The 21098-nt window shown below is 61.4% G+C and carries 18 protein-coding genes; 14 read left to right on the top strand and 4 right to left on the bottom strand.

The features are described from left to right. Positions 1-455 precede the first annotated feature (455 nt). From V8N38_RS22065 to V8N38_RS22105, 9 genes are all read left to right on the top strand, one after another. On the top strand, positions 456-1070 hold the full coding sequence (locus V8N38_RS22065; protein ID WP_004937341.1) for a helix-turn-helix domain-containing protein: 615 nt from the start codon (positions 456-458) through the stop codon (positions 1068-1070). Beyond that, on the top strand, positions 1071-1967 hold the full coding sequence (locus tag V8N38_RS22070) for a queuosine precursor transporter (RefSeq protein WP_019453032.1): 897 nt from the start codon (positions 1071-1073) through the stop codon (positions 1965-1967). Then, on the top strand, positions 1945-2784 hold the full coding sequence (gene queF / locus V8N38_RS22075) for an NADPH-dependent 7-cyano-7-deazaguanine reductase QueF (RefSeq protein WP_147840372.1): 840 nt from the start codon (positions 1945-1947) through the stop codon (positions 2782-2784). Before V8N38_RS22070 ends, queF begins: the two co-directional genes overlap by 23 nt. A 124-nt stretch (positions 2785-2908) precedes the next feature. Beyond that, on the top strand, positions 2909-5056 hold the full coding sequence (locus tag V8N38_RS22080) for a phosphocholine-specific phospholipase C (RefSeq protein ID WP_147840338.1): 2148 nt from the start codon (positions 2909-2911) through the stop codon (positions 5054-5056). Positions 5057-5280: 224 nt separating this feature from the next. Further along, a complete protein-coding gene (locus tag V8N38_RS22085) occupies positions 5281-6207 on the top strand; it encodes an aminoimidazole riboside kinase (protein ID WP_147840339.1) in 927 nt (308 codons plus the stop codon). A 195-nt stretch (positions 6208-6402) separates the two neighbouring features. Then, a complete protein-coding gene (locus V8N38_RS22090) occupies positions 6403-7803 on the top strand; it encodes a carbohydrate porin (RefSeq protein WP_060441064.1) in 1401 nt (466 codons plus the stop codon). Between the two features lie 63 nt (positions 7804-7866). Continuing rightward, positions 7867-9237, top strand: a complete 1371-nt coding sequence (locus tag V8N38_RS22095) for a sucrose-specific PTS transporter subunit IIBC (protein WP_049198446.1) — start codon at positions 7867-7869, stop codon at positions 9235-9237. Continuing rightward, positions 9237-10646, top strand: a complete 1410-nt coding sequence (locus V8N38_RS22100; protein ID WP_147840373.1) for a sucrose-6-phosphate hydrolase — start codon at positions 9237-9239, stop codon at positions 10644-10646. The genes V8N38_RS22095 and V8N38_RS22100 overlap by 1 nt, the downstream gene beginning before the upstream one ends. A 21-nt stretch (positions 10647-10667) precedes the next feature. After that, the gene (locus tag V8N38_RS22105) at positions 10668-11711 is read left to right on the top strand and encodes a substrate-binding domain-containing protein (RefSeq protein ID WP_060422585.1); all 1044 of its coding nucleotides are present in this window, start codon (positions 10668-10670) and stop codon (positions 11709-11711) included. Positions 11712-11766: 55 nt separating this feature from the next. Here the strand turns inward: V8N38_RS22105 and exbD are convergent, their stop codons facing one another. Together exbD and exbB are read right to left on the bottom strand one after the other, a co-directional pair. Then, complete coding sequence (exbD, locus tag V8N38_RS22110; RefSeq protein ID WP_004937307.1) at positions 11767-12189, bottom strand: TonB system transport protein ExbD; 423 nt, start codon at positions 12187-12189, stop codon at positions 11767-11769. Between the two features lie 3 nt (positions 12190-12192). Next, positions 12193-13173: a tol-pal system-associated acyl-CoA thioesterase gene (gene exbB / locus V8N38_RS22115; protein WP_147840340.1), complete on the bottom strand. Its 981-nt coding sequence runs from the start codon at positions 13171-13173 to the stop codon at positions 12193-12195. 431 nt (positions 13174-13604) lie between these two features. Between exbB and metC the strand changes: the two genes are divergently transcribed. Then, entirely contained in the window at positions 13605-14801 is a 1197-nt protein-coding gene (metC, locus tag V8N38_RS22120) for a cystathionine beta-lyase (RefSeq protein WP_038879409.1), read from the top strand. Between the two features lie 145 nt (positions 14802-14946). Next, positions 14947-15606 (top strand): DedA family protein, encoded by a 660-nt coding sequence (locus V8N38_RS22125; RefSeq protein WP_038879412.1) that lies wholly within the window; start codon positions 14947-14949, stop codon positions 15604-15606. A 10-nt stretch (positions 15607-15616) separates the two neighbouring features. Here V8N38_RS22125 and V8N38_RS22130 read toward each other — a convergent pair whose 3' ends face one another. After that, the gene (locus V8N38_RS22130) at positions 15617-16537 is read right to left on the bottom strand and encodes a LysR family transcriptional regulator (protein WP_147840341.1); all 921 of its coding nucleotides are present in this window, start codon (positions 16535-16537) and stop codon (positions 15617-15619) included. 107 nt (positions 16538-16644) lie between these two features. Here V8N38_RS22130 and V8N38_RS22135 point away from each other — a divergent pair, with 107 nt between their 5' ends. Continuing rightward, the gene (locus V8N38_RS22135) at positions 16645-17673 is read left to right on the top strand and encodes a zinc-dependent alcohol dehydrogenase family protein (protein ID WP_147840342.1); all 1029 of its coding nucleotides are present in this window, start codon (positions 16645-16647) and stop codon (positions 17671-17673) included. A gap of 7 nt (positions 17674-17680) precedes the next feature. Here the strand turns inward: V8N38_RS22135 and V8N38_RS22140 are convergent, their stop codons facing one another. Further along, positions 17681-18568 (bottom strand): AraC family transcriptional regulator, encoded by an 888-nt coding sequence (locus tag V8N38_RS22140; RefSeq protein WP_194243114.1) that lies wholly within the window; start codon positions 18566-18568, stop codon positions 17681-17683. A gap of 226 nt (positions 18569-18794) precedes the next feature. Between V8N38_RS22140 and yqhD the strand changes: the two genes are divergently transcribed. Both yqhD and dkgA read left to right on the top strand, forming a co-directional pair. Further along, positions 18795-19958, top strand: coding sequence for an alcohol dehydrogenase (gene yqhD / locus V8N38_RS22145; RefSeq protein WP_147840343.1), 1164 nt, complete (start codon positions 18795-18797; stop codon positions 19956-19958). Positions 19959-20235: 277 nt separating this feature from the next. Beyond that, positions 20236-21060 carry a 2,5-didehydrogluconate reductase DkgA gene (dkgA, locus tag V8N38_RS22150; protein ID WP_060424784.1) on the top strand — a complete coding sequence of 275 codons (825 nt, stop codon included), beginning with the start codon at positions 20236-20238 and terminating at the stop codon, positions 21058-21060. Positions 21061-21098 lie beyond the last annotated feature (38 nt).

A 21098-nucleotide genomic window follows, 5' to 3' on the forward strand; every position in this document is an offset into this window, starting at 1 on the left:
AAAGAATGGGCCGATCGCGCGGACAAACGGCCATGATGGTTAGGGTCCCTGGTGTCGGTAGCAAGCTATCTATTAGGCTCAGAGTGTGGCAGCGCCCCCTCTGAGTTTTTTATTATAAAATCGTTGGCTTCAGTGTTTTGATCATAAAGAAAAACTTCAGCTTGAATGAACAGTAGCTCATGAAATCGGCTTTGGTCAACATAAAAGTACACATAAAATTGGCTTTTGTGTTCACTTTTCCATAAGCAAAAGCTAATCAATTGATTTACACAGTTTTATCATCTTTGCAGGTCACCCCGATCGCCTGCGCTAACATCACTGCGCTAAACGGCTGACAAGAAACAATAATTACCACCAATAATCAGCCGGTTACCTCCCCCTCAGCGCCTTTTTATCTGGACAACGCCGACGCGTAAGATATAGTGAAGCCAGCGTAATGTTTGTAAGGACAGCCGATGAAAACCACCAACGCACAGCGCAAAATCAACATCATTAAAAATATTGAATATCTGATGCGTACCCGCGGTGAAACCAAGGCTTCCTTTTCCAACCGCAGCGGCCTGACGCGCACGACTCTCTACAAAATTCTTGACGGAAGAGTGAACAACGTTCAGCAATCCACCGTGAATCGGATTTCCGATTTCTTCGGGGTCTCCTGTGAAGAGATCGAAGACTACGATCTGGAAAAACTGGAGCTGCTCAACGAAACGCTGTCCACCGAGGGCAACAAGAACCCTTCCGCCATCCCGGTGATCCCGCAGTCGCGCTATCTGGCCGTCTCGCAGCGCAAGATCGGGCAGCTGGTCACCGAGTTTCCTCTGACTTATTTCTTCGGCGATGAGTCGAACATGTTGGCAATGAAAATAGAGACCGAAATTAAAGGGTCATTTATTCCCGGCGAAGTCATCATCATCAAACGCCCGCCGGTACTGATTTGCGATTCACCTTTGCTGTATCACTCGGGAAAAAGCGGCTTCTTTGTGGTTGACGACAAAGACAGCGAAAGCATGGACAAACGCCCTCAGGACACCGTGCAATTCCTGGGTTATATCGTTGGAGAAAGGTTATAAATGGAACCGAATCAGAAGTTCAAGCTGTTGGGCTTCACCCGACATGGCACCATCGCGGCCAATGTCATGGTATTGGCCACCGGCAAAACCATTACCATGGGGCTGAATGAGCTGGCCGACAGCGAAATATCAGAAGATCTGAGCCGGCACGAGCTGCAGGCGCTGTACCGCAAACTCTATGGCGACAACAAACAAAAAACCGCCTACGAGCTCAGCGATCGCCACGAACGCTCCTGGTACGCCTACCTGATTATTACCGTGGCGCTCAGCGTGATTTATATTTTCTCAACGCTGTGCGGCGTCAAGCCGATCCAAATCCCGGTGCTGAATCTCATCACGCCCCCGGCGATCTTCATCTACCCGCTCACGTTCATTCTGGTGGACATCCTCAACGAATTCTATGGATTACGGCTGGCCCGGCGCACGATTATCATCTCGTTTATCGCCAACCTGACCTTCGTCCTGGGGGTCTGGGTAACGACGCTGGTGCCGAGCATTCCGCAGTGGGAGTACAGCGAGACCTACAACGGCATCGTGCACAGCATCATGGCGGTGCTGGTGGCCTCGTCGGCGGCCTATCTGATCTCCGAGAACGTCAACTCCTACCTGCTTTGCAAAATCAAAGAGTTGACCAACTCCCGCTACCTGTTTGTGCGCGTGATCACCAGTACCGTTGTGGCTTCGGCCATCGACAGCGTGGTGTTCTGTACGCTGGCGTTCTACAACGTGCTGAGCTGGGACATCATCAAAACCATGATCCTGTCGCAGTTCCTGATCAAGGTGGTTTACGCCCTGCTGGGCGTCGGGCCAATCTACGCCACCCGCAGTCTGTTTAACCGCTACATCAATACCGAACAAGCAAAGGGCAATGAATATGCATATCCAAAAGCAAGATAAGATCACCCATCTTGGCGCGAACTCCGATTATCCGGATCAATATGCTCCCGCATTGCTCGAAGCCTTGCCGCGTGCGCGCGGCCGCGATCTGATCGGCGTGGACGAGCGGCAGCTGCCGTTCAGCGGCTTTGATCTGTGGACCGCCTTCGAGCTGTCCTGGCTCAATGCCAAGGGCAAGCCGGTGGTGGGCATCGGCGAATTTACCTTCCCGCATTCCTCGTCGAACCTGATCGAGTCCAAATCGTTCAAGCTGTATCTCAACAGCTTCAACCAAACGCGCTTTGACAGCGTGGAACAGGTGAGCGCCACCATGCAGAAAGATCTGTCGCAGGCGGCCAACGGCCAGGTCACCGTCAAGCTCTATCCGGGGCTGGAAGGTTACCCGGCGCAGATCGACCGCCTGCCGGGCATCAACATCGACGATCTGGATATCGCGGTCGACGACTTCGCCTTCAAACCGGAATATCTGAGCGGCGCGGCCGAGAGAGGGGAACCGGTGTCGGAGACGCTGTCTTCCAACCTGCTGAAATCCAACTGCCTGGTCACCAACCAGCCGGACTGGGGCAGCGTCGTGATCCGCTATGAAGGCCGCAAAATCGACCGCGAAAGCCTGCTGCGCTACCTGATCTCCTTCCGCCAGCACAACGAATTCCACGAGCAGTGCGTCGAGCGTATTTTCAACGACATCAAGCAGAGCTGCCGTCCGGAAAAACTTAGCGTATTCGCGCGCTACACCCGCCGCGGCGGCCTGGATATCAACCCCTTCCGCAGCGATTTCGAAACGGCGCCGGCGCTCGGCCGCCTGATCAGACAGTAAGCGTTATCCCCGCAATGCTCCCGCCAGGGAGCATTGTTTCCCTCGCTTTCATCTCCCTGTTATTTTTCGCCATTATCGTCGTCAGCGGCTATCTTCAAAGCACACTGACGGAGATTAACGACGCATGCCTGACCTTTCACGCAGAGACATCCTGCGGGCTGCCGCCATCGGATCGGCGTTCTCGCTGTTGCCCGCCTCGATTCGCAAAGCGCTGGCCATTCCCGCCAACAACCGCACCGGCACCCTGCGCGACGTCGAACACGTGGTGATCCTGATGCAGGAGAACCGCTCTTTCGACCACTACTTCGGCACCCTGCCGGGCGTGCGCGGCTTCAGCGATCGTTTTACCATTCCATTGCCCGGCGATCGCCATGTCTGGCAACAGCAGGGCGCCGAGCGGTTGGTACTGCCCTACCACCTGGACAGCAAACGCGGCAACGCCCAGCGCGTCACCGGCACGCCGCATTCGTGGGTGGATGAGCAAGCCGCCTGGGATCACGGCCGCATGAGCGCCTGGCCCACCTACAAAACGCCGGCTTCAATGGGCTACTACCGCCAGCATGAGCTGCCGTTCCAGTTCGCGCTGGCCAACGCCTTTACCCTGTGCGACGCCTATCACTGCGCTATTCACGCCGGCACCAACACCAACCGGCTGTTCCACTGGACCGGCACCAACGGCCCGTCCGCCGCCGACGTGGCTGTGGTGGTCAACGAATGGGACAGCCCCGGCCCGGCGGAGATCGGCTACCAGTGGACAACCTATCCGGAACGGCTGGAGGCGAGCGGCGTCAGCTGGAAGGTGTATCAATTCCTGCCGGACAACTTTACCGACAACCCGTTGGCGGGCTTCCGCCAGTACCGCGCCGCCAGCATTCAGGTGGGCAATCCGGCGCGGCCGCCGAAAGACTTCAACGCCTTCGTGCCCTATCGCGATGCGCTCAACGAGGCCGCACCGCTGTACAAAGGCAACGGCAACACCCTGCCGGCCGCCGACGGCAACGATCTGGACGCCATGCTGGCCGGGTTCCGCTCCGACATACAGCAGGGCAAACTGCCGCAGGTCAGCTGGATCATCGCGCCGGCGGCCTATTCGGAACACCCCGATCCCTCCAGCCCGGTGCAGGGCGGCTGGTTCACCCAAGAGATCCTCAACGCGCTGACCGACAACCCGGAGGTGTGGAGTAAAACCGTCCTGCTGGTCAACTACGACGAAAACGACGGCTTTTTTGACCATATGCCTTCGCCTTCCGCGCCGTCGCTGCGCGAGGACGGCAGCTTCGCCGGTAAATCGACGGTGCCGTTCGACACCGAGATCTTCCAGCACGTGGCGCCGCCCGGTTCGCAGGATCAACCGCCGCCGGACGGCCGCATTTACGGCCCCGGCCCGCGGGTGCCGATGCTGGTGCTGTCGCCCTGGAGCCGCGGCGGCTGGGTCAATTCGCAGGTCTTCGATCACACCTCGGTGCTGCAATTCCTGGAAAAGCGCTTTCAGGTGCATGAACCCAACATCAGCGCCTGGCGCCGCGCCGTGTGCGGCGATCTCACCTCGGCGTTCAACTTCGTCGACCCTAACGGCGAAGCGCTGCCGAGCCTGCCCGCCACCAGCCGCCACGCCGCCGATGGCCTGCGCCAGCGCCAGGAACAGCTGCCGCAGGTACCGCTGCCATCGCCTGCCCACCAGCGTTTGCCCCACCAACGCCGCCTGGCGCGCCCTTCCCGCGCGCTGCCCTACCAGCTGCACGTCAAGGCCACCGTCGCGGCCGAACAGCGCCGCGTGACGCTGAACCTGTTCAATACCGGCGAGCAGGGCGCGGTGTTTCACGTCTACGATCGGCGAGATCTGGCGCAGATCCCGCGCCGTTTTACCGTCGAGGCGGGCAAGGCGGTCAGCGACGACTGGCAGACGGAGGATGAGTACCATCTGTGGCTGCTCGGCCCCAACGGCTTTCATCGTGAACTGCGCGGCGCCCTGAACCGGCCGCAGCCGGAGGTGCGTTTGCGCCCGACGGGCCGCAGCCTGCAGCTGCAGCTGAACAATCCGGGCACCGAAGCGATAGCGGTTACCCTCGAACGCTGCCCCTATACGCAGCAGGGCCCGTGGCACATCACGCTGCCGGCAGGCGGCAGCCACCAGCAAAGCTTTGATGCCCACGCCAGCGGCGGTTGGTATGACCTTACGCTGCAAAGCCCGGGAGGTTGGCTACGCCGCCTGGCGGGCCGGTTGGAGGATGGCGAGCACAGCGTCAGCGACCCGCTTATGGGCCAGGAGTAAAGCGTTGTAGATTGAAATCGCGGAAATTAAACCGCCAGCCTCTTTTTTGTGGCGCCCACAGACGTCGGTTCTCCCGCGGTGGGCGCATTCTCAAAACCTTCTCCCTGCCCCACCCCCGCTATTTTTTTGATCTCGCTCACGGTCGGATATTATTTCATTGCCTTGCTAAACCGGTTCTTCTATTTTAGCCACCCATCTGACAAGGCTAATAACAGGGATTAAGCATGATAAATCGCGTATGGGTACTGGGCGACGCCGTGATCGACCTGGTGCCGGAAAATGCCAACGGTTATCTCAAATGCCCCGGCGGCGCGCCGGCTAACGTGGCGGTGGGCATCGCCCGGCTCGGTGGCGACAGCGCCTTTATCGGGCGGGTGGGGCAAGACGGCTTCGGTGCCTTTTTGCAGCAGGTGCTGAGCGATGAAGGGGTGGATATCGGCCATATGCGGCCAGACCCCGAACACCACACCTCCACGGTCGTGGTGGATCTCGATCAGCAGGGTGAGCGCTCATTCACGTTTATGGTGCAGCCCAGCGCCGATCTGTTTTTGCAGCCTGACGATCTGCCGGATTTCCAACGGGGGGAATGGCTGCACCTCTGCTCCATCGCGCTCTCGCAGGAGCCCAGCCGCAGCGCGGCCTTTGCCGCGATGGAACGCATCCGGGCGGCCGGTGGCCGGGTCAGTTTCGATCCCAACATCCGCGAAGAGGTCTGGCGCCAGCCGGAAGCGCTGCGCCCCTGCCTGCAAAAGGCGCTGCTGCTGGCGGACGTGGTGAAACTGTCGCGCGAAGAGCTGGCTTTCATCAGCCATCTTGACGATCTGGAGAACGCCATTCGCTGGATGATGCAAACCTATCCGCTGCGCCTGCTGCTGGTGACGCTGGGCGGCGACGGCGTCTATGTGCATGACGGCCAACGGCTGCGTCATTTCCGCGCGGCGCCTGTCGTTCCGGTCGATACCACCGGCGCCGGCGATGCCTTCGTCGCCGGGCTGTTAGCGGCGCTGGCACGCCTTCACGAATTGCCGCAGGAAGCGCAGTGGCCGGCGGTTATCGCCCAGGCGCAGGCCTGCGGCGCGCTGGCCACCACCGCCAAAGGGGCCATGACCGCCCTGCCCCACGCCGACGAGCTGGCGGCTTTCCTCCGTTGATCCTCTGCATCCACGGCGATCCTCAGGTTCGCCGTGGTCTTTTGCCCACGATTTGCGCGCTCGATCACAATAGCTGAATCGGGTTAGCTAACTGAGTTGCCAGCTCGCCTCCCTCTCGTTATCTTTCGCCTTGAAAAACCGGTTTAGCAATTTAGCAAACAATAATAACAACCCTTACCCGGATGATAGACGATGATGAAAAAACTCAGCTATTTGGCGATAACAACAGGGCTTTTCCTCTCCGCTTCCAGCGCAGCGGCATCGGGCAGCGGCGGCATCGAGGCGCGCCTCAACGCCCTGGAACAACGTCTGGCGCAGGCGGAACGGCGCGCCGCACAGGCTGAAACCCGCGCGACGGCGGCGGAACGCCGGGCGCAACAGCTGGAACAACGCACCGCCAACACCGAACGGCAAACCGCGCAGATTGCGCAGCATGCCGCTACGCCGATTGCCCCGGCCAGCGCACTGAAATTGAGCGGATTCAATGAGCTGAAGCTGTACGGCGACGTGGAGTTCAACCTGGACGGCGCCAGCCGCAGCGGCCAACTGACGTCGCTGAAAGGCAGCGACCACAAGGACTGGAAGCCCGGCAACAAAGAGCGTTGGGATATCAACGGCCGCATTCTGGTCGGGCTGGACGGCTACCGCCGCAATCAGGACGGCAACTTCTCCGGCTTCAGCGTGCAGCCGCTGGCGGACATGACCGGCAAAATGAACCTGGACGACGCCGCCTTCTTCTTCGGCAATGAAAAGAACTGGCAAACCAAAATCGGCCGCTTTGAAGCCTACGACATGTTCCCACTGAATCAGGACACCTTCATTCAATACTCCGGCAATACCGCCAACGATTTGTACGCCGACGGCTTCGGCTATATCTACATGATGAAAGAAGGCCGCGGCCGCAGCAGCAGCGGCGGCAACCTGATGTTGAGCAAATACGCCGGTGATGTCTATTTCGAGCTGAACACGCTGGTGGAGGACGGCACTTCGCTGTTCCAGGACAACAGCTACCACGGCAACGCCCTGGACAATAAGAAAAACGTCGCCTATTTGCGCCCGGTGATCGCCTGGAAAAAAGACGCCTTCAGCATCGCGGCGGCAATGGAAAGCAACGTGGTGAATAACGCCTACGGCTATCAGGACGGCCAGGGCCGCTTCGTCGATCAGTCCAAGCGCAACGGCTACGGCATGACGATGAGCTGGAACAACAGCGCCGCCGATCCGGACAACGGCGTGGTGGCCAACCTGAGCACCGCCTATCTGGATGCGTCAGGCGAGCAAGACTTCACCGCCGGCGTGAACGTGCTGTGGCGGCGCTTCGAACTGGGTTATATCTATGCCCATAACAATATCAAAGAGTTCAATACCGCCGGGATCGCCGCCGATATCCACAACCCGCTCAGCGAACCGGGCAACTACGACATCCACACCGTTCATGCGTCGTATCAGATACCTAACATTATGAATATGAAGAATTTCAATTTGTATTTGGGGGCCTATGTCTCGCTGCTGGAAGCCAACGCCGACAACAAGATAGCCAACGGCGACAACGACCAACGTTACGGCATGCGCGCCAGATTCAAGTATTTCTTCTGACATCGATTCACGTCGCTGCGCCGCAAACTGCGCAGCGGCATTTTTATTTAGCAAGGGGACAACATGGACATTACCGCAACCGCCAACGCGCTGTTGCCACTGCTCGGCGGTAAAGAGAATATCGCCAGCGCCGCCCACTGCGCCACGCGCCTGCGCCTGGTACTGGTGGACGACAGCAAAGTGGATAAAGAGGCCATCGGCAAACTGGACGGCGTCAAAGGCTGCTTCAGCAACGCCGGTCAGATCCAGGTGATCTTCGGCACCGGGCTGGTCAACAAGGTGCATGCGGAATTCATCAAGGCGGCGGGCGTCAGCGAATCCAGCAAGGCCGAAGCCGCCGATATTGCGGCGAAAAAGCTCAACCCGCTGCAGCGCATCGCCCGCCTGCTGTCGAACATCTTCGTGCCGATCATCCCGGCGATCGTCGCGTCCGGCCTGTTGATGGGGCTGCTCGGTATGGTGAAAACCTACGGCTGGGCCGATGCCAACAGCGCGCTGTTCATCATGCTGGATATGTTCAGCTCGGCGGCGTTCATTATCCTGCCAATTCTGATCGGCTTCACCGCCGCACGCGAATTCGGCGGCAACCCCTACCTGGGTGCCACGCTCGGCGGCATTCTGACGCATCCGGCGCTGACCAACGCCTGGGGCGTCGCCGGAGGGTTCCACACCATGAACTTCTTCGGTCTGGACATCGCCATGATCGGCTATCAGGGCACCGTGTTCCCGGTGCTGCTGACGGTGTGGTTCATGAGCGTGCTGGAAAAGCGGCTGCGCAAGGTGATCCCCAACGCGCTCGATCTGATCCTGACGCCGTTCCTGACGGTGGTCATCTCAGGCTTTGTCGCCCTGCTGTTTATCGGCCCCGCCGGCCGGGCGCTGGGCGACGGTATCTCCTTCGTGCTCAGCACGCTGATTGCCCATGCGGGGTGGTTCGCCGGGCTGCTGTTCGGCGGCCTCTATTCCGCTATCGTCATCACCGGCATTCACCACAGTTTCCATGCGGTAGAGGCCGGGTTGCTCGGCAACCCCAATATCGGCGTCAACTTCCTGCTGCCGATCTGGTCGATGGCCAACATCGCTCAGGGCGGCGCCTGCCTGGCGGTGTATTTCAAAACCCGCGACGCCAAAATCAAAGCCATCGCGGTGCCTTCGGCCTTTTCCGCCATGCTCGGCATCACCGAGGCGGCGCTGTTCGGCATCAACCTGCGCTTCGTGAAGCCTTTCCTGGCGGCGCTGGCGGGCGGCGCGCTCGGCGGCGCCTGGGTAGTGGCCAACCATGTCGGCATGAACGCGGTCGGGCTGACGGCGATCCCCGGCATGGCGATCGTGCAGGCCAGTTCGCTGGTCAGCTATATCATCGGCCTGGCAATCGCTTTTGGCAGCGCCTTCGTGCTCTCCCTGCTGCTGAAATACAACACGGACGCGCAATGATGGAAGAACTCAGCTTAATCAAACAGGCTCTGCGGGCGGTCATGAACGGCCAGCCACTCGCGCTGCGCGATCCGCACCGCCCGGCCTGGCATCTGGCGCCCAGCGTTGGCTTGCTGAACGATCCCAACGGCTTTATCCAGCACAACGGCGTTTATCACCTGTTCTATCAGTGGAATCCGCTGGGCTGCGATCATCGCAACAAGTGCTGGGGACACTGGCAGTCGATCGATTTAGTGCATTGGGAACATCAGCCGCTCGCACTGGCACCGGGCGCCTGTTACGACAGCCACGGCTGTTACTCCGGCTCGGCGGTGGTGGCGGAAGACAAAATCACGCTGATCTATACCGGCAACGTGAAATTCCCCGACGGCTCACGCACCGCTTACCAATGCCTGGCTCAGGCAAGCGATCGGGGCGAATACCGCAAACTCGGGCCGGTGCTGCCGCTGCCGGAGGGCTACAGCGGCCACGTACGCGACCCGAAAGTGTGGCGTCATCAGGATGCCTGGTACATGGTGCTCGGCGCGCGTGACTTGCAGGATCGCGGCAAGGTGTTGCTGCTGCGTTCCAGCGATCTGCGCGACTGGCAAGCGCTGGGAGAGATCGCAGGTTCCGGCCTGAACGACCAGGGCGAATTCGGCTACATGTGGGAATGCCCGGATCTGTTCTCGCTGGACGGCGGCGACGTGTTGATCTGCTGCCCGCAGGGGCTGGCGCCACAGCCGGAACGCTACCTCAACCGTTATCAGGCCGGCTATCTGCTCGGCAAGCTGGATTATCGGCAGGCGGCCTTCAGCCACGGCGAATTTCACGAGCTGGACGCCGGCTTCGAGTTCTACGCGCCCCAGACAACGCTGGCGGAAGATGGCCGCCGCCTGCTGTTCGCCTGGATGGGCGTGCCCGAGCAAGATGAAGAAGCCCATCCGACGCGCCGTTATGGCTGGATCCATACCATGACCTGCCCACGCGAGCTGTCGCTGCGGCATGGCCGCCTCCACCAGCGCCCGGCGCGCGAGTTGCAACAGCTGCGCGGCGAGCGAGAAGACTGGCGAGGCCGCGCCGATGACGCCCCCGCCTATGCACTGGGCGCCGCAGAGCTGCAGCTGACGCCGCAGGGCGCGTTCAGCGCCGCCTTTGGCGACGCAATGACGCTGAGCTGGGACGGCGAGCGGCTGCAGCTGACGCGCGCCTCTCTGGCCGACGGCCGGCCGGAGCACCGTTACTGGCGCGGCCCGGTCAGGCATCTGCAGCTGCTGTTCGATCGCTCCAGCGTGGAAATCTTCATCAACCACGGCGAGGCGGTGATGAGCGCGCGCTACTTCCCGGCAGGTGAACCGCAACTGCGGCTGAACGGGAGCGCAGCGCTGGCGTTGGAATACTGGCCGCTGACGCCATGCATGCTAGAATGACGCATCCTCCGATGACTTCAGATGGCGTCAGTGAAAAAAAATAAACGCATTACCATCAGTGACATCGCCACGCTGGCCGGGGTGTCGAAATCGACCGCCAGCCTGGTGCTGAACGGCCGCAGCAAGGAATACCGGGTGTCCGACGACACCCGCGATCGCATTCTGGCGCTGGCGCACGAACACCATTATCAGCCCAGCATCCACGCCCGCTCTTTGCGCTCCAACCGCAGCCACACGCTGGGGCTGGTGGTACCGGAGATGACCAACTACGGCTTTGCGGTGATCTCACGCGAGCTGGAAACGCTGTGCCGCGAAGCCGGTCTGCAGCTGTTGATCGCCTGCACCGATGAAAACCCGGCGCAGGAGATGATGGCGGTGAACAGTCTGGTGCAACGGCAGGTCGACGGCCTGATCGTCGCCTCCAGCCAGCTGAACGACGCGGAATACCAGAAGATCAACGTCGGGCTGCCGGTGGTGCAGATGGACCGCCTGATCGCCGGTTCCGAGCTGCCGCTGGTGATCACCGATTCGGTTAATGCGACCGCCGACCTGGTGGAAAAGGTCGCGCGCCAACATCCGGATGAGATCTATTTTCTCGGCGGGCAGCCGCGCATTTCACCGACCCGCGATCGGCTGGCCGGCTTCCAGCTTGGCCTGGAGCGCGCCGGCGTAACGTGCAAACCGGAATGGATCATCAACGGCAGCTACCACCCCAGCTCAGGTTACGAGATGTTCGCTCAGCTGTGCGCACAGCTGGGGCGTCCGCCCAAAGCGCTGTTCACCGCCGCCTGTGGCCTGCTGGAAGGGGTGTTGCGTTATCTGACGCAGCATCAGCTGATGGAGAGCGACATCCACCTGTGCAGCTTCGACGATCACTACCTGTTCGATTGCATGACGCTGAAGATAGACACGGTCGCGCAAGACTGCCGGGCGCTGGCGCAGCATAGCTTCGACCAGGTTACCGCGCTCATCGACGAGCGGCCGCTGGAACAGCATGCTCTTTATCTGCCGGGCCGCATCCACTGGCGTCATGCCGGTTCCCGGGCGTTGTTGGCCGGGGAGTGATATTTCTGAATCAATAAAAAAGGGCGCCTGAGCGCCCTTTATCGTTTTGCTGCCGCTACTTGGCGGCGCCTTCCATGCCCACCAGCCCCACTTTCAGGTAGCCGGCTTTACGCAGGGTGTCCATCACGCTCATCAGCGTTTCATAGTCCACGCTCTTGTCCGCCTGGAAGAAGATGGTGGTTTCTTTGTTCGCCTGAGTGCGTTGATCCAGCACCGAAGTCAGCTGATCGGCATTCACCGGCTGATCGCCAACGTAGAGCTGCTTGTCGGCCTTCACCGACAGGAACACCGGTTTTTCCGGCCGCGGCTGCGGTTTGGCGGAAGAAGCCGGTAGATCGACGCGAATATCTACCGTTGCCAACGGCGCGGCCACCATAAAGATGATCAACAGCACCAACATGACGTCGATAAACGGCGTCACGTTGATTTCATGCAGTTCGCCGCTGTCGTCCAGATCTTCATTTAAGCGCATCGCCATGACTCACCCCGCCCGCAGTTGGTGTGCGTGCTGTGAGCGCTTGGCTTCCGCCGTCGCGGCCAGATCCAGATCGCGGCCCTGCAGCAGCAAGACCTGCGCCGCCACGTCGCCCACCTGGGCACGGTGGCCGCTGATGACGCGGGCGAAGATGTTGTAGATAACGACGGCAGGGATCGCCGCGACCAGGCCCAGCGCGGTCGCCAGCAGCGCCTCTGCGATGCCCGGCGCCACGACCGCCAGGTTGGTGGTCTGCGAATGGGCGATGCCGATGAAGCTGTTCATGATGCCCCACACGGTGCCGAACAGGCCGACGAACGGCGAGATGGCGCCGATGGTAGCCAGGAAACCGTTGCCGCGGCCCATGTTGCGGCTGTAGGCCGCCACGCGGCGCTCGAGGCGGAAACCGGTGCGTTCCTTGATGCCGTTGTTGTCGTTAGATTCCGCAGACAGCTCCAGCTCATTTTGCGCATCGTTCAGCAACACCGCGCTGACGCTTTCCGAGCCGAAGTTTTGCGCCAGCTCGGAGGCTTCATCCAACGAGCGCACTTCGGCCAGCGCCAGCTGTTCGCGGCGCAGACGGCGCTTGGCGCGCAGCAGTTCGCTGCCTTTGGAGAACAGAATGGTCCAGGTCACGATCGAGGCCAGCACCAGGCCGATCATTACCGCTTTCACCACCGCGTCGGCGTGCTGGTACATGCCCCAAACGGACAGGTCCATGCCGCGGGTTTCCGGTGGCTGGATCGTTGGCGCCGGGTTCACCGGCGTGATGCTCTCCGGCGCGGCGGCTGCAGCAGGTGCAGGCGCGGTGGTCGGCGCAACGCTTTCGGTAACGGCCGGATTGGCCGCCGGCGCTGCCTGCGCACTGCCGGCCAGCCCCACGACCAGCACCATAGAAGCCATCAGGCTGCGGCCGAAGGCCTTGCCCCACTGCGCCCGGCCCTGGCCGAACGATCCTTGATTTAAATTCTTGCCAGCCGTTTTCACGCTGTGCCTCCACCCATTACCGATCAAAATTAAGGAATAATTCAGCGTGCGATCATATCAAACCAACCGGGGATTGATAGTAGTTCTCATTATTATTTACCAAATAAACGAGAAAATTTTAGCCAGCCCCGCCGCAAAGCGCCAATCCGCGCCCGTTCACCGCCAAACGCCCCTTTTATGGGGTTATTTCGTTACTTTTCTCCCACAACGGCGCAACAAGGCCGCGCTGCCGAACGGCGTCTTGACCGAGGAATGGGCTTCTCTCTCGCCCCCCGGCAGAAGGATGAGGCGAGAAAGGCGTGCTCGGCAGCCAATTATAGCCGTTTCTGTATCTGGAAGTTAAAACGTCTGGATGGCTATATTAACTCATGCTAACGTAAGGGCTATCGTAAACGGGCACGTGCAGAGCAACCAGAGGTGAGCCAGGTACCATGACGTCAAAACACATCGAAACCACGCTGATCGGCGCCGGCCGCGGCAAACGCTACACCCAGGGCTCCGTCAATCCCGTCACGCAACGCGCCTCTTCTTTGGTTTTCGACTCCGTCGCCGCCAAAAAGCATGCCACCGCGCAGCGCGCCCACGGCGAGCTGTTTTACGGCCGACGCGGCACGCTGACCCACTTTGCCCTGCAGGATGCGATGGTGGAGCTGGAGGGCGGCGCCGGCTGCGTGCTGTACCCCTGCGGCGCAGCGGCGGTGGCCAATGCGATCCTGTCGTTCGTCGGCGCCGGCGATCACCTGCTGGTCACGGGTTCGGCGTACGAACCGACCCAGGATTTCTGCACCCATATCCTCGGCCGCATGAACGTCAGCACCACCTATTTCGATCCGCTGATCGGCGCCGACATCGCCACGCTGATCCAACCCAATACCCGCGTGGTGTTCCTGGAATCCCCCGGCTCCATCACCCTGGAAGTGCAGGACATTCCGGCGATGGTGCAGGCCATTCGCGCCGTGGCGCCGGAGGTGGTGATCATGATCGACAATACCTGGGCGGCGGGCGTGCTGTTCAAGGCGTTGGATTTCGACATCGACATTTCGATTCAGGCCGGCACCAAATACCTGATCGGCCATTCCGATTACATGCTCGGCACCGCCGTCGCCAACGCGCGCTGTTGGGATCGGCTGCGCGAGTACTCCTACCTGATGGGGCAAATGGTGGATGCCGACACCGCCTACATGGCGAGCCGCGGCCTGCGCACCCTGAGCGTGCGCCTGAAGCAGCACGAACGCAGCAGCATCGAAGTCGCCCACTGGCTGGCAGCACGGCCGGAAGTGGCGACGGTCAATCACCCGGCCCTGCCCAGCTGCAAGGGCCACGAGTTCTACCGCCGCGACTTCAGCGGCTGCAACGGGCTGTTCTCCTTCGTGCTGAAAGAGCGGTTGGACGATGCGCAGTTGGCCGCCTACCTGGACAACTTCAGCCACTTCAGCATGGCCTACTCCTGGGGCGGCTTCGAGTCGCTGATCCTGGCCAACCAGCCGGAAGAGCTGGAAGCGATCCGTCCGGCGGGCGGCGTCGATTTCTCCGGCACGCTGGTGCGCCTGCACATCGGCCTGGAGAACGTCGAAGACCTGATCGCCGATCTGGCGGCCGGTTTCGATCGCCTCAACGGCGTGCGCTAAGGCGGATTCCGCTAATTTTCTTCGTCTCGTTTAATGTCGGCTTAAGCTATTAGCGGTACACTATCCGGGTAACTGTCAGATACGGTAACCGCCGCACCCTGGAGAACGTGACCCCGGGCGCAACCGGCATGCAACAGGACATAAAATGGATGTATTACGAGAGATTATTCATGCGCTTTGGCAGCAGGACTTTATTGCCCTCGCCGATCCAAGCGTAATTTGGGTGGTTTACGCCGTACTTTTCACCACTCTGTTTTTGGAAAACGGACTGCTGCCCGCCTCCTTCCTCCCCGGCGACAGCCTGCTGCTGCTGTCGGGTGCGCTGATCGCCAAAGGCGTGATGGGCTTTGCCCCCACCCTGCTGATTTTGACCGCTGCCGCCGGCCTCGGCTGCTGGCTGAGCTATATCCAGGGCCGCTGGCTGGGCCACACCGGCCTGGTGAAAGGCTGGCTGCTGCAACTGCCGGCACAGTACCACCAACGCGCGCATAACCTGTTCAACCGCCACGGGCTGACGGCGCTGCTGATCGGCCGCTTCCTCGGCTTCGTGCGCACGCTGCTGCCGACCATGGCCGGCATTTCCGGGCTCAACAGCTCACGCTTCCAGGTGTTCAACTGGCTGAGCGCGGCGATCTGGGTTTGCGCGCTGGTGGGCCTCGGCTACGCTTTCAGCCAAATCCCGCTGGTGAAGCGCTACGAAAGCCAGGTGATGACCGGCCTGATGCTGCTGCCGCTGCTGCTGCTGTTCGTCGGCCTGCTGGGCGCCATGCTGGTCATTTGGCGTAAAAAGCGCGCCTCCTCCTGAGCCCGGCGCGCTACAGCGCCTTCTCGACCAACGCCAGACTGGCGGGCAACTTGCTCACCAGCGTATCCACCGCCAGCCGCACCTTCAGCGGCAGGTGAGGCGTGTGCGGCCACACCGCATGCGCTTCAAAGGCGGCGCCCGGCCGGTCGCGCAGCAAGCGCACCAGCGCCCCGCTCAACAGCTGCTCACGCACCAGCCAGCACGGCAGCCAGGCAATGCCGAACCCCGCCGTCGCCGCATCCGCAATCGCCTGCAGGTCATCCATTTGCAGCCGGTTAGTCGGCATCACTTCCTGCGGCTTGCCGTCGCTATCCAATACCAACCAGCTGCGCCGCGCACCGGCGCGCACATAGGTCACCGCCTCATGCTCCGCCAGCTGTTCGATGCTGTGCGGCTCGCCGCACCGCTGCAGATAGGCCGGCGAGGCGCACAGCGTCATGCGATGATCGCCGATGCGGCGCGCCACCAGCCCGCCGCTGTTGGCCAGCGTGCCGTTGCGGATCGCCATGTCGAAGCCGTCCTCAATCAGATCCACCACCCGATCGCTGAACGACAGCTCCAGCTCCAGGCCCGGGTGCTCGCGCGTCAGCTCGGTCAACAGCGGCGCAATGCACATGCGGCCAAACAGCACCGGCATCGATACCCGCAGCCGGCCGCTGACCTGTCGCTTGCCCGACTCCAGCAGCGTTTCCGCGCTGCGGATCTCCTCCAGCGCTCGCAGGCAGCGCTCATAGAATAACGCGCCGTCGTCGGTCAGGCTCTGGCTGCGGGTAGTGCGATGAAACAGCCGCACGCCCAGCCGCTGTTCCAGCCGGGCGATGGTTTTCCCCACCGCCGAACGCGACAGGTGCAGCCGGCTGGCCGCCAACGCAAAACTGCCCGCCTCCACGGCGGTGACAAATACCGAAATGCCGCTCAATCGATCGCTCATGATTTGTCGCCCTGAAAGAAACAATCTTCGGAAATCTTATCGCCACTGGCGAACCTTCATCAACGATATTATCGACCAGTCGTTAATCGCTGACTTTGGAGAACATCATGACCGACACGATGCAACGCTGGACGATGGACGCTCTGGGGCGTGAACACCTGCGGTTGACCGTCGACGCGATCCCGCAGCCGGGGCCACACGAAATCAGAGTGAAAGTGAAAGCGGTCGCGCTCAACTACCGCGACAAGCTGATGATTGAAAGCGGCATGGGGCTGACGCTGCCGCAGCCGTTCACCCCCGCCTCGGACATGGCCGGCGAGGTCGACGCTATCGGCCCCGGCGTCAGCCGTTTCCAACCCGGCGCCAGGGTCATCTCTACCTTCAGCCCCGGCTGGCTCGACGGCCGGCAAAAACCGTACGGCAATGCGCGCCAGGTGCCTTACCACACCCTCGGCGGTTTCTATCAGGGCGTGCTGGCGGAATATGTGATTTTGCATGAGGATTGGCTGGTGGCGGCGCCGGCGTCGCTGGACGACGTGCAGGCCAGCACCCTGCCGTGCGCCGGGCTAACCGCCTGGTTCGCGCTGGTGGAGCAATGCAAGCTGCATGCCGGCGAGACGGTGCTGGTGCAAGGCACCGGCGGGGTGGCGCTGTTCGCGCTGCAGATCGCCAAAGCGCACGGCGCCGAGGTGTATGTGACCTCCGGCAGCGATGAAAAGCTGGCGCGTGCCCAGGCGCTGGGCGCCAGTCACGGCATCAATCGGCTGAACGGCGATTGGGTGGAAGCAATTTATGCGCTGACGCAGGATCGCGGCATCGACCATGTGATCGACACCGTCGGCGGCCCGAATCTGGGCAACTCGGTACGCGCCGTGGCGGTGGGCGGCCGCATCTCGGTGATCGGCGTGCTGGCGGGCGCCGAGATTTCCGCCCCCGCCGGCCTGCTGCTGCTGAAATCGGCGGAGATCCAGGGCATCGGCGTCGGCCACCGCCGCGCGCTGGAAGATCTGGTGCGCGCCGTGGACGCCGTCAACCTGCAGCCGGTGATCGACCAGGTCTACCGTTTCGATCAACTGCCGCAGGCGTTGGATCACCTCGATCGCGGGCCGTTCGGCAAGATCGTCCTGACCCCGTAAACGCGGTTCAGCCCTCCAGCAGCAGCGGGTTGGCGTCGCGCAGCCGGGCGATTTCATCGCTCGGCGTCATGCCGAACAGGCGCTTGAATTCACGGCTGAACTGCGACGCGCTCTCGTAGCCGACGCGGATCGCCGCCGTGCTGGCCTTCAGGCCGTCATGCACCATCAACAGGCGCGCCTTATGCAGCCGGTACGACTTCACGTATTGCAGCGGCGAGGTGTTGGTCACCGCCTTGAAGTTGTGGTGGAACGCCGAGACGCTCATGTTGACCTCGCTGGCCAACTGTTCGACGTTGAGGTTGTCGGCATATTGATTTTCTATGCGCCGCAGCGCCTTGGCGATCTGGCTGAAGTGGGTATGGCGGTTGACCAGCTCCTGCAGCGACGCGCCGCAGGTGCCGCGCAGCACGTAGTAGAGGATTTCGCGCACGATCTGCGGCCCCAGCACCCGGGCATCGAGCGGCTTGGCCATCACGTCCAGCAGGCGTTCGGTGGCGCACAGCAGCTCTTCCGTCAGCTCGGCCAGGTTCACCCCGTTGCTCTCCGCCCGCGGTTGCATCAGGTAGTCGTCATCGCCGATGTCGATCAGCAAGTCCTGCAGCATTTGGGTATCGATATTGACCGCCAACCCAACCAGCGGCAGTTCCGGGCTGGCGAAGGTTTCGCACTCGAACGGCAGCGGCACCGTCATCAGCAGGTAGTTGCGCGGATCGTACTGGAACATCTTGTTGCCGCAATAGCCCACCTTGTGCCCCTGAAAGACAATCACGATCCCCGGCTCGTACATCACCGGTTGGCGCGGGCTGTGGCGATCGACATACAGGATCTTTACCCGCGGCACCGGTGACGGCGTGTAGCCGTTGCCGGTGGCGATAGCCATCGCCTGGCGCGCCATGCGGCTGCGCTGCGCATCGATTTCAATCACGGAAACACCCTCTTACAGTCAGAACGATTCGGCATAAATAATAATTTAAAACTCGCCATTTCTACAGCGACTTGTAGGAATAGGCAAGAACCAAACAGGAATGTGCATTGTGCGTTGCCGCCAGGTTCCTGACAATACGGGCCAGAAACCTTTGCGCCACTTTGGCGCCCGCCTGACAGAAAGAGAGAAATCATCCATGCAAAACTTCATTCTGCATACCCCAACCAAAATCCTGTTCGGCAAGGACCAAATTGCCGAAGTGGCCGGCCAGATCCCGGCGGACGCACGCATCCTGATCACCTACGGTGGCGGCAGCGTGAAGAAGAACGGCGTGCTGGATCAGGTGTACAGCGCGCTGGCCGGCCGCGACGTGCGGGAGTTCTCCGGCATCGAGCCGAACCCGACCTACGAAACGCTGATGAAAGCGGTCGAGGTGGTGAAGGCGGAAAACATCAATTTCCTGCTGGCGGTCGGCGGTGGTTCGGTGGTTGACGGCACCAAGTTCATCGCCGCCGCCGCCCGTTACACCGCCGACGGCGACGCCTGGCATATCCTGCAGACCGTCGGCAGCCACATCGCCGACGCGGTGCCGATGGGCTGCGTGCTGACGCTGCCGGCCACCGGTTCCGAATCCAACAGCGGCGCGGTGATCACCCGTAAAAGCAGCGGCGACAAGCAGCACTTCTTCTCGCCGCTGGTGCAGCCGCGCTTCGCCGTACTGGATCCGGTGGTGACCTACTCGCTGCCGCCGCGCCAGATCGCCAACGGCGTGGTCGACGCCTTCGTGCACACCCTGGAGCAGTACCTGACCTACCCGGTGGACGCCAAAGTGCAGGATCGCTTCGCCGAAGGCCTGCTGCTGACCCTGCTGGAAGACGGCCCGCGCGCGCTGGCCGAACCGGAAAACTATGGGGTGCGCGCCAACGTGATGTGGAGCGCCACCATGGCGCTGAACGGCCTGATCGGCGCCGGGGTGCCACAGGACTGGGCAACCCACATGCTGGGCCACGAGCTGACCGCCATGCACGATCTCGACCACGCGCAAACGCTGGCCATCGTACTGCCGGCGCTGCTGCACGAGAAGAAAGCGCAGAAGCGCGAAAAACTGCTGCAGTACGCTGACCGCGTCTGGGGCCTGTGCGAAGGCAGCGAAGACAGCCGTATCGACGGCGCCATCGCCGCCACTCGCGCCTTCTTCGAGCAGATGGGCGTACCGACCCGCATGGCGGATTATCAGCTCGACGGCAGCAGCATTCCGGCGCTGCTCGACAAGCTGCATCAGCACGGCATGACCGCCCTGGGCGAGCATCAGGACATCACCCTGGACGTCAGCCGCCGCATTTACGAAGCGGCGCGTTAATCGCAAAACGGCGATTTTTTGCTAGGCTTTAGTCTCCGCCAGCCATTTTTCGCCGCATCTGGCGCCCGGCCGATCACCGGGTGCCGTCGGGCGCCGCCGATCGTTTCGCACCACCCGTCTTACCGCTCATTCGCAGGGAGAGCGGGGAGAAAGTCGCCCTCCCGCCACCGCTGAAATTAGGCTGGCAAACCCGGCAACCGCCCATTTTGCCAACTAGAATTTATCTATAGCCGTTTCGGTGCCGCAGGCGCCGCAATCCGTACACAAGGAGATGCGCATGACAACGCAACAACCCATCATCAAACTCCACGATGGTAATCTGATGCCGCAGTTGGGTCTCGGCGTTTGGCAGGCGAGTATTGAAGAGACCACCCGCGCGGTGAGCAAAGCGCTGGAGATCGGTTACCGCTCCATCGACACCGCCGCGATCTACAAGAACGAGGAAGGCGTCGGCGCCGCACTGCAGTCCAGCTCGCTGCCGCGCAGCGAGCTGTTCATCACCACCAAGCTGTGGAACGACGATCAGGGCGATCCACTGGCGGCGCTGGAAACCAGTTTGGAAAAACTCAGGCTGGACTATGTGGATCTGTACCTGATCCACTGGCCGCGCCCGCAGCAAGATCAATACGTCTCCGCCTGGCGCGAACTGATCAAGCTGCGCGATCAAGGCCTGGTCAAAAGCATCGGCGTATGCAACTTCCATACGCCGCACCTGCAGCGCCTGCTGGATGAAACCAACGTGGCGCCGGTCGTCAACCAGATAGAGCTACACCCGCTGCTGCAACAGCGCCAGCTGCGCGCCTGGAACGCCACGCACCATATCGCCACCGAATCCTGGAGCCCGCTGGCGCAGGGTGGTGAAGGGGTGTTCGACCAGCCGCTGATCAAGGCGCTGGCCGAGAAATACGAGAAAACCCCGGCGCAGATCGTGGTGCGCTGGCACCTGGACAGCGGCCTTATCGTGATCCCGAAATCGGTCACGCCGTCGCGCATCCGCGAAAACTTCGAGGTGTTTGATTTCAAACTCGATAAGGACGAACTGGGCGAGATCGCCAAGCTGGACGTCGGCAACCGCCTCGGGCCGGATCCGGATACCCTGTAAACCCTCCCCAAGCCCTCTCCCGTCGGAGGGGGCTTTTC

Origin of the sequence: Serratia nevei (assembly GCF_037948395.1) — a bacterium.
Taxonomy (GTDB): Bacteria; Pseudomonadota; Gammaproteobacteria; order Enterobacterales; family Enterobacteriaceae; genus Serratia; species Serratia nevei.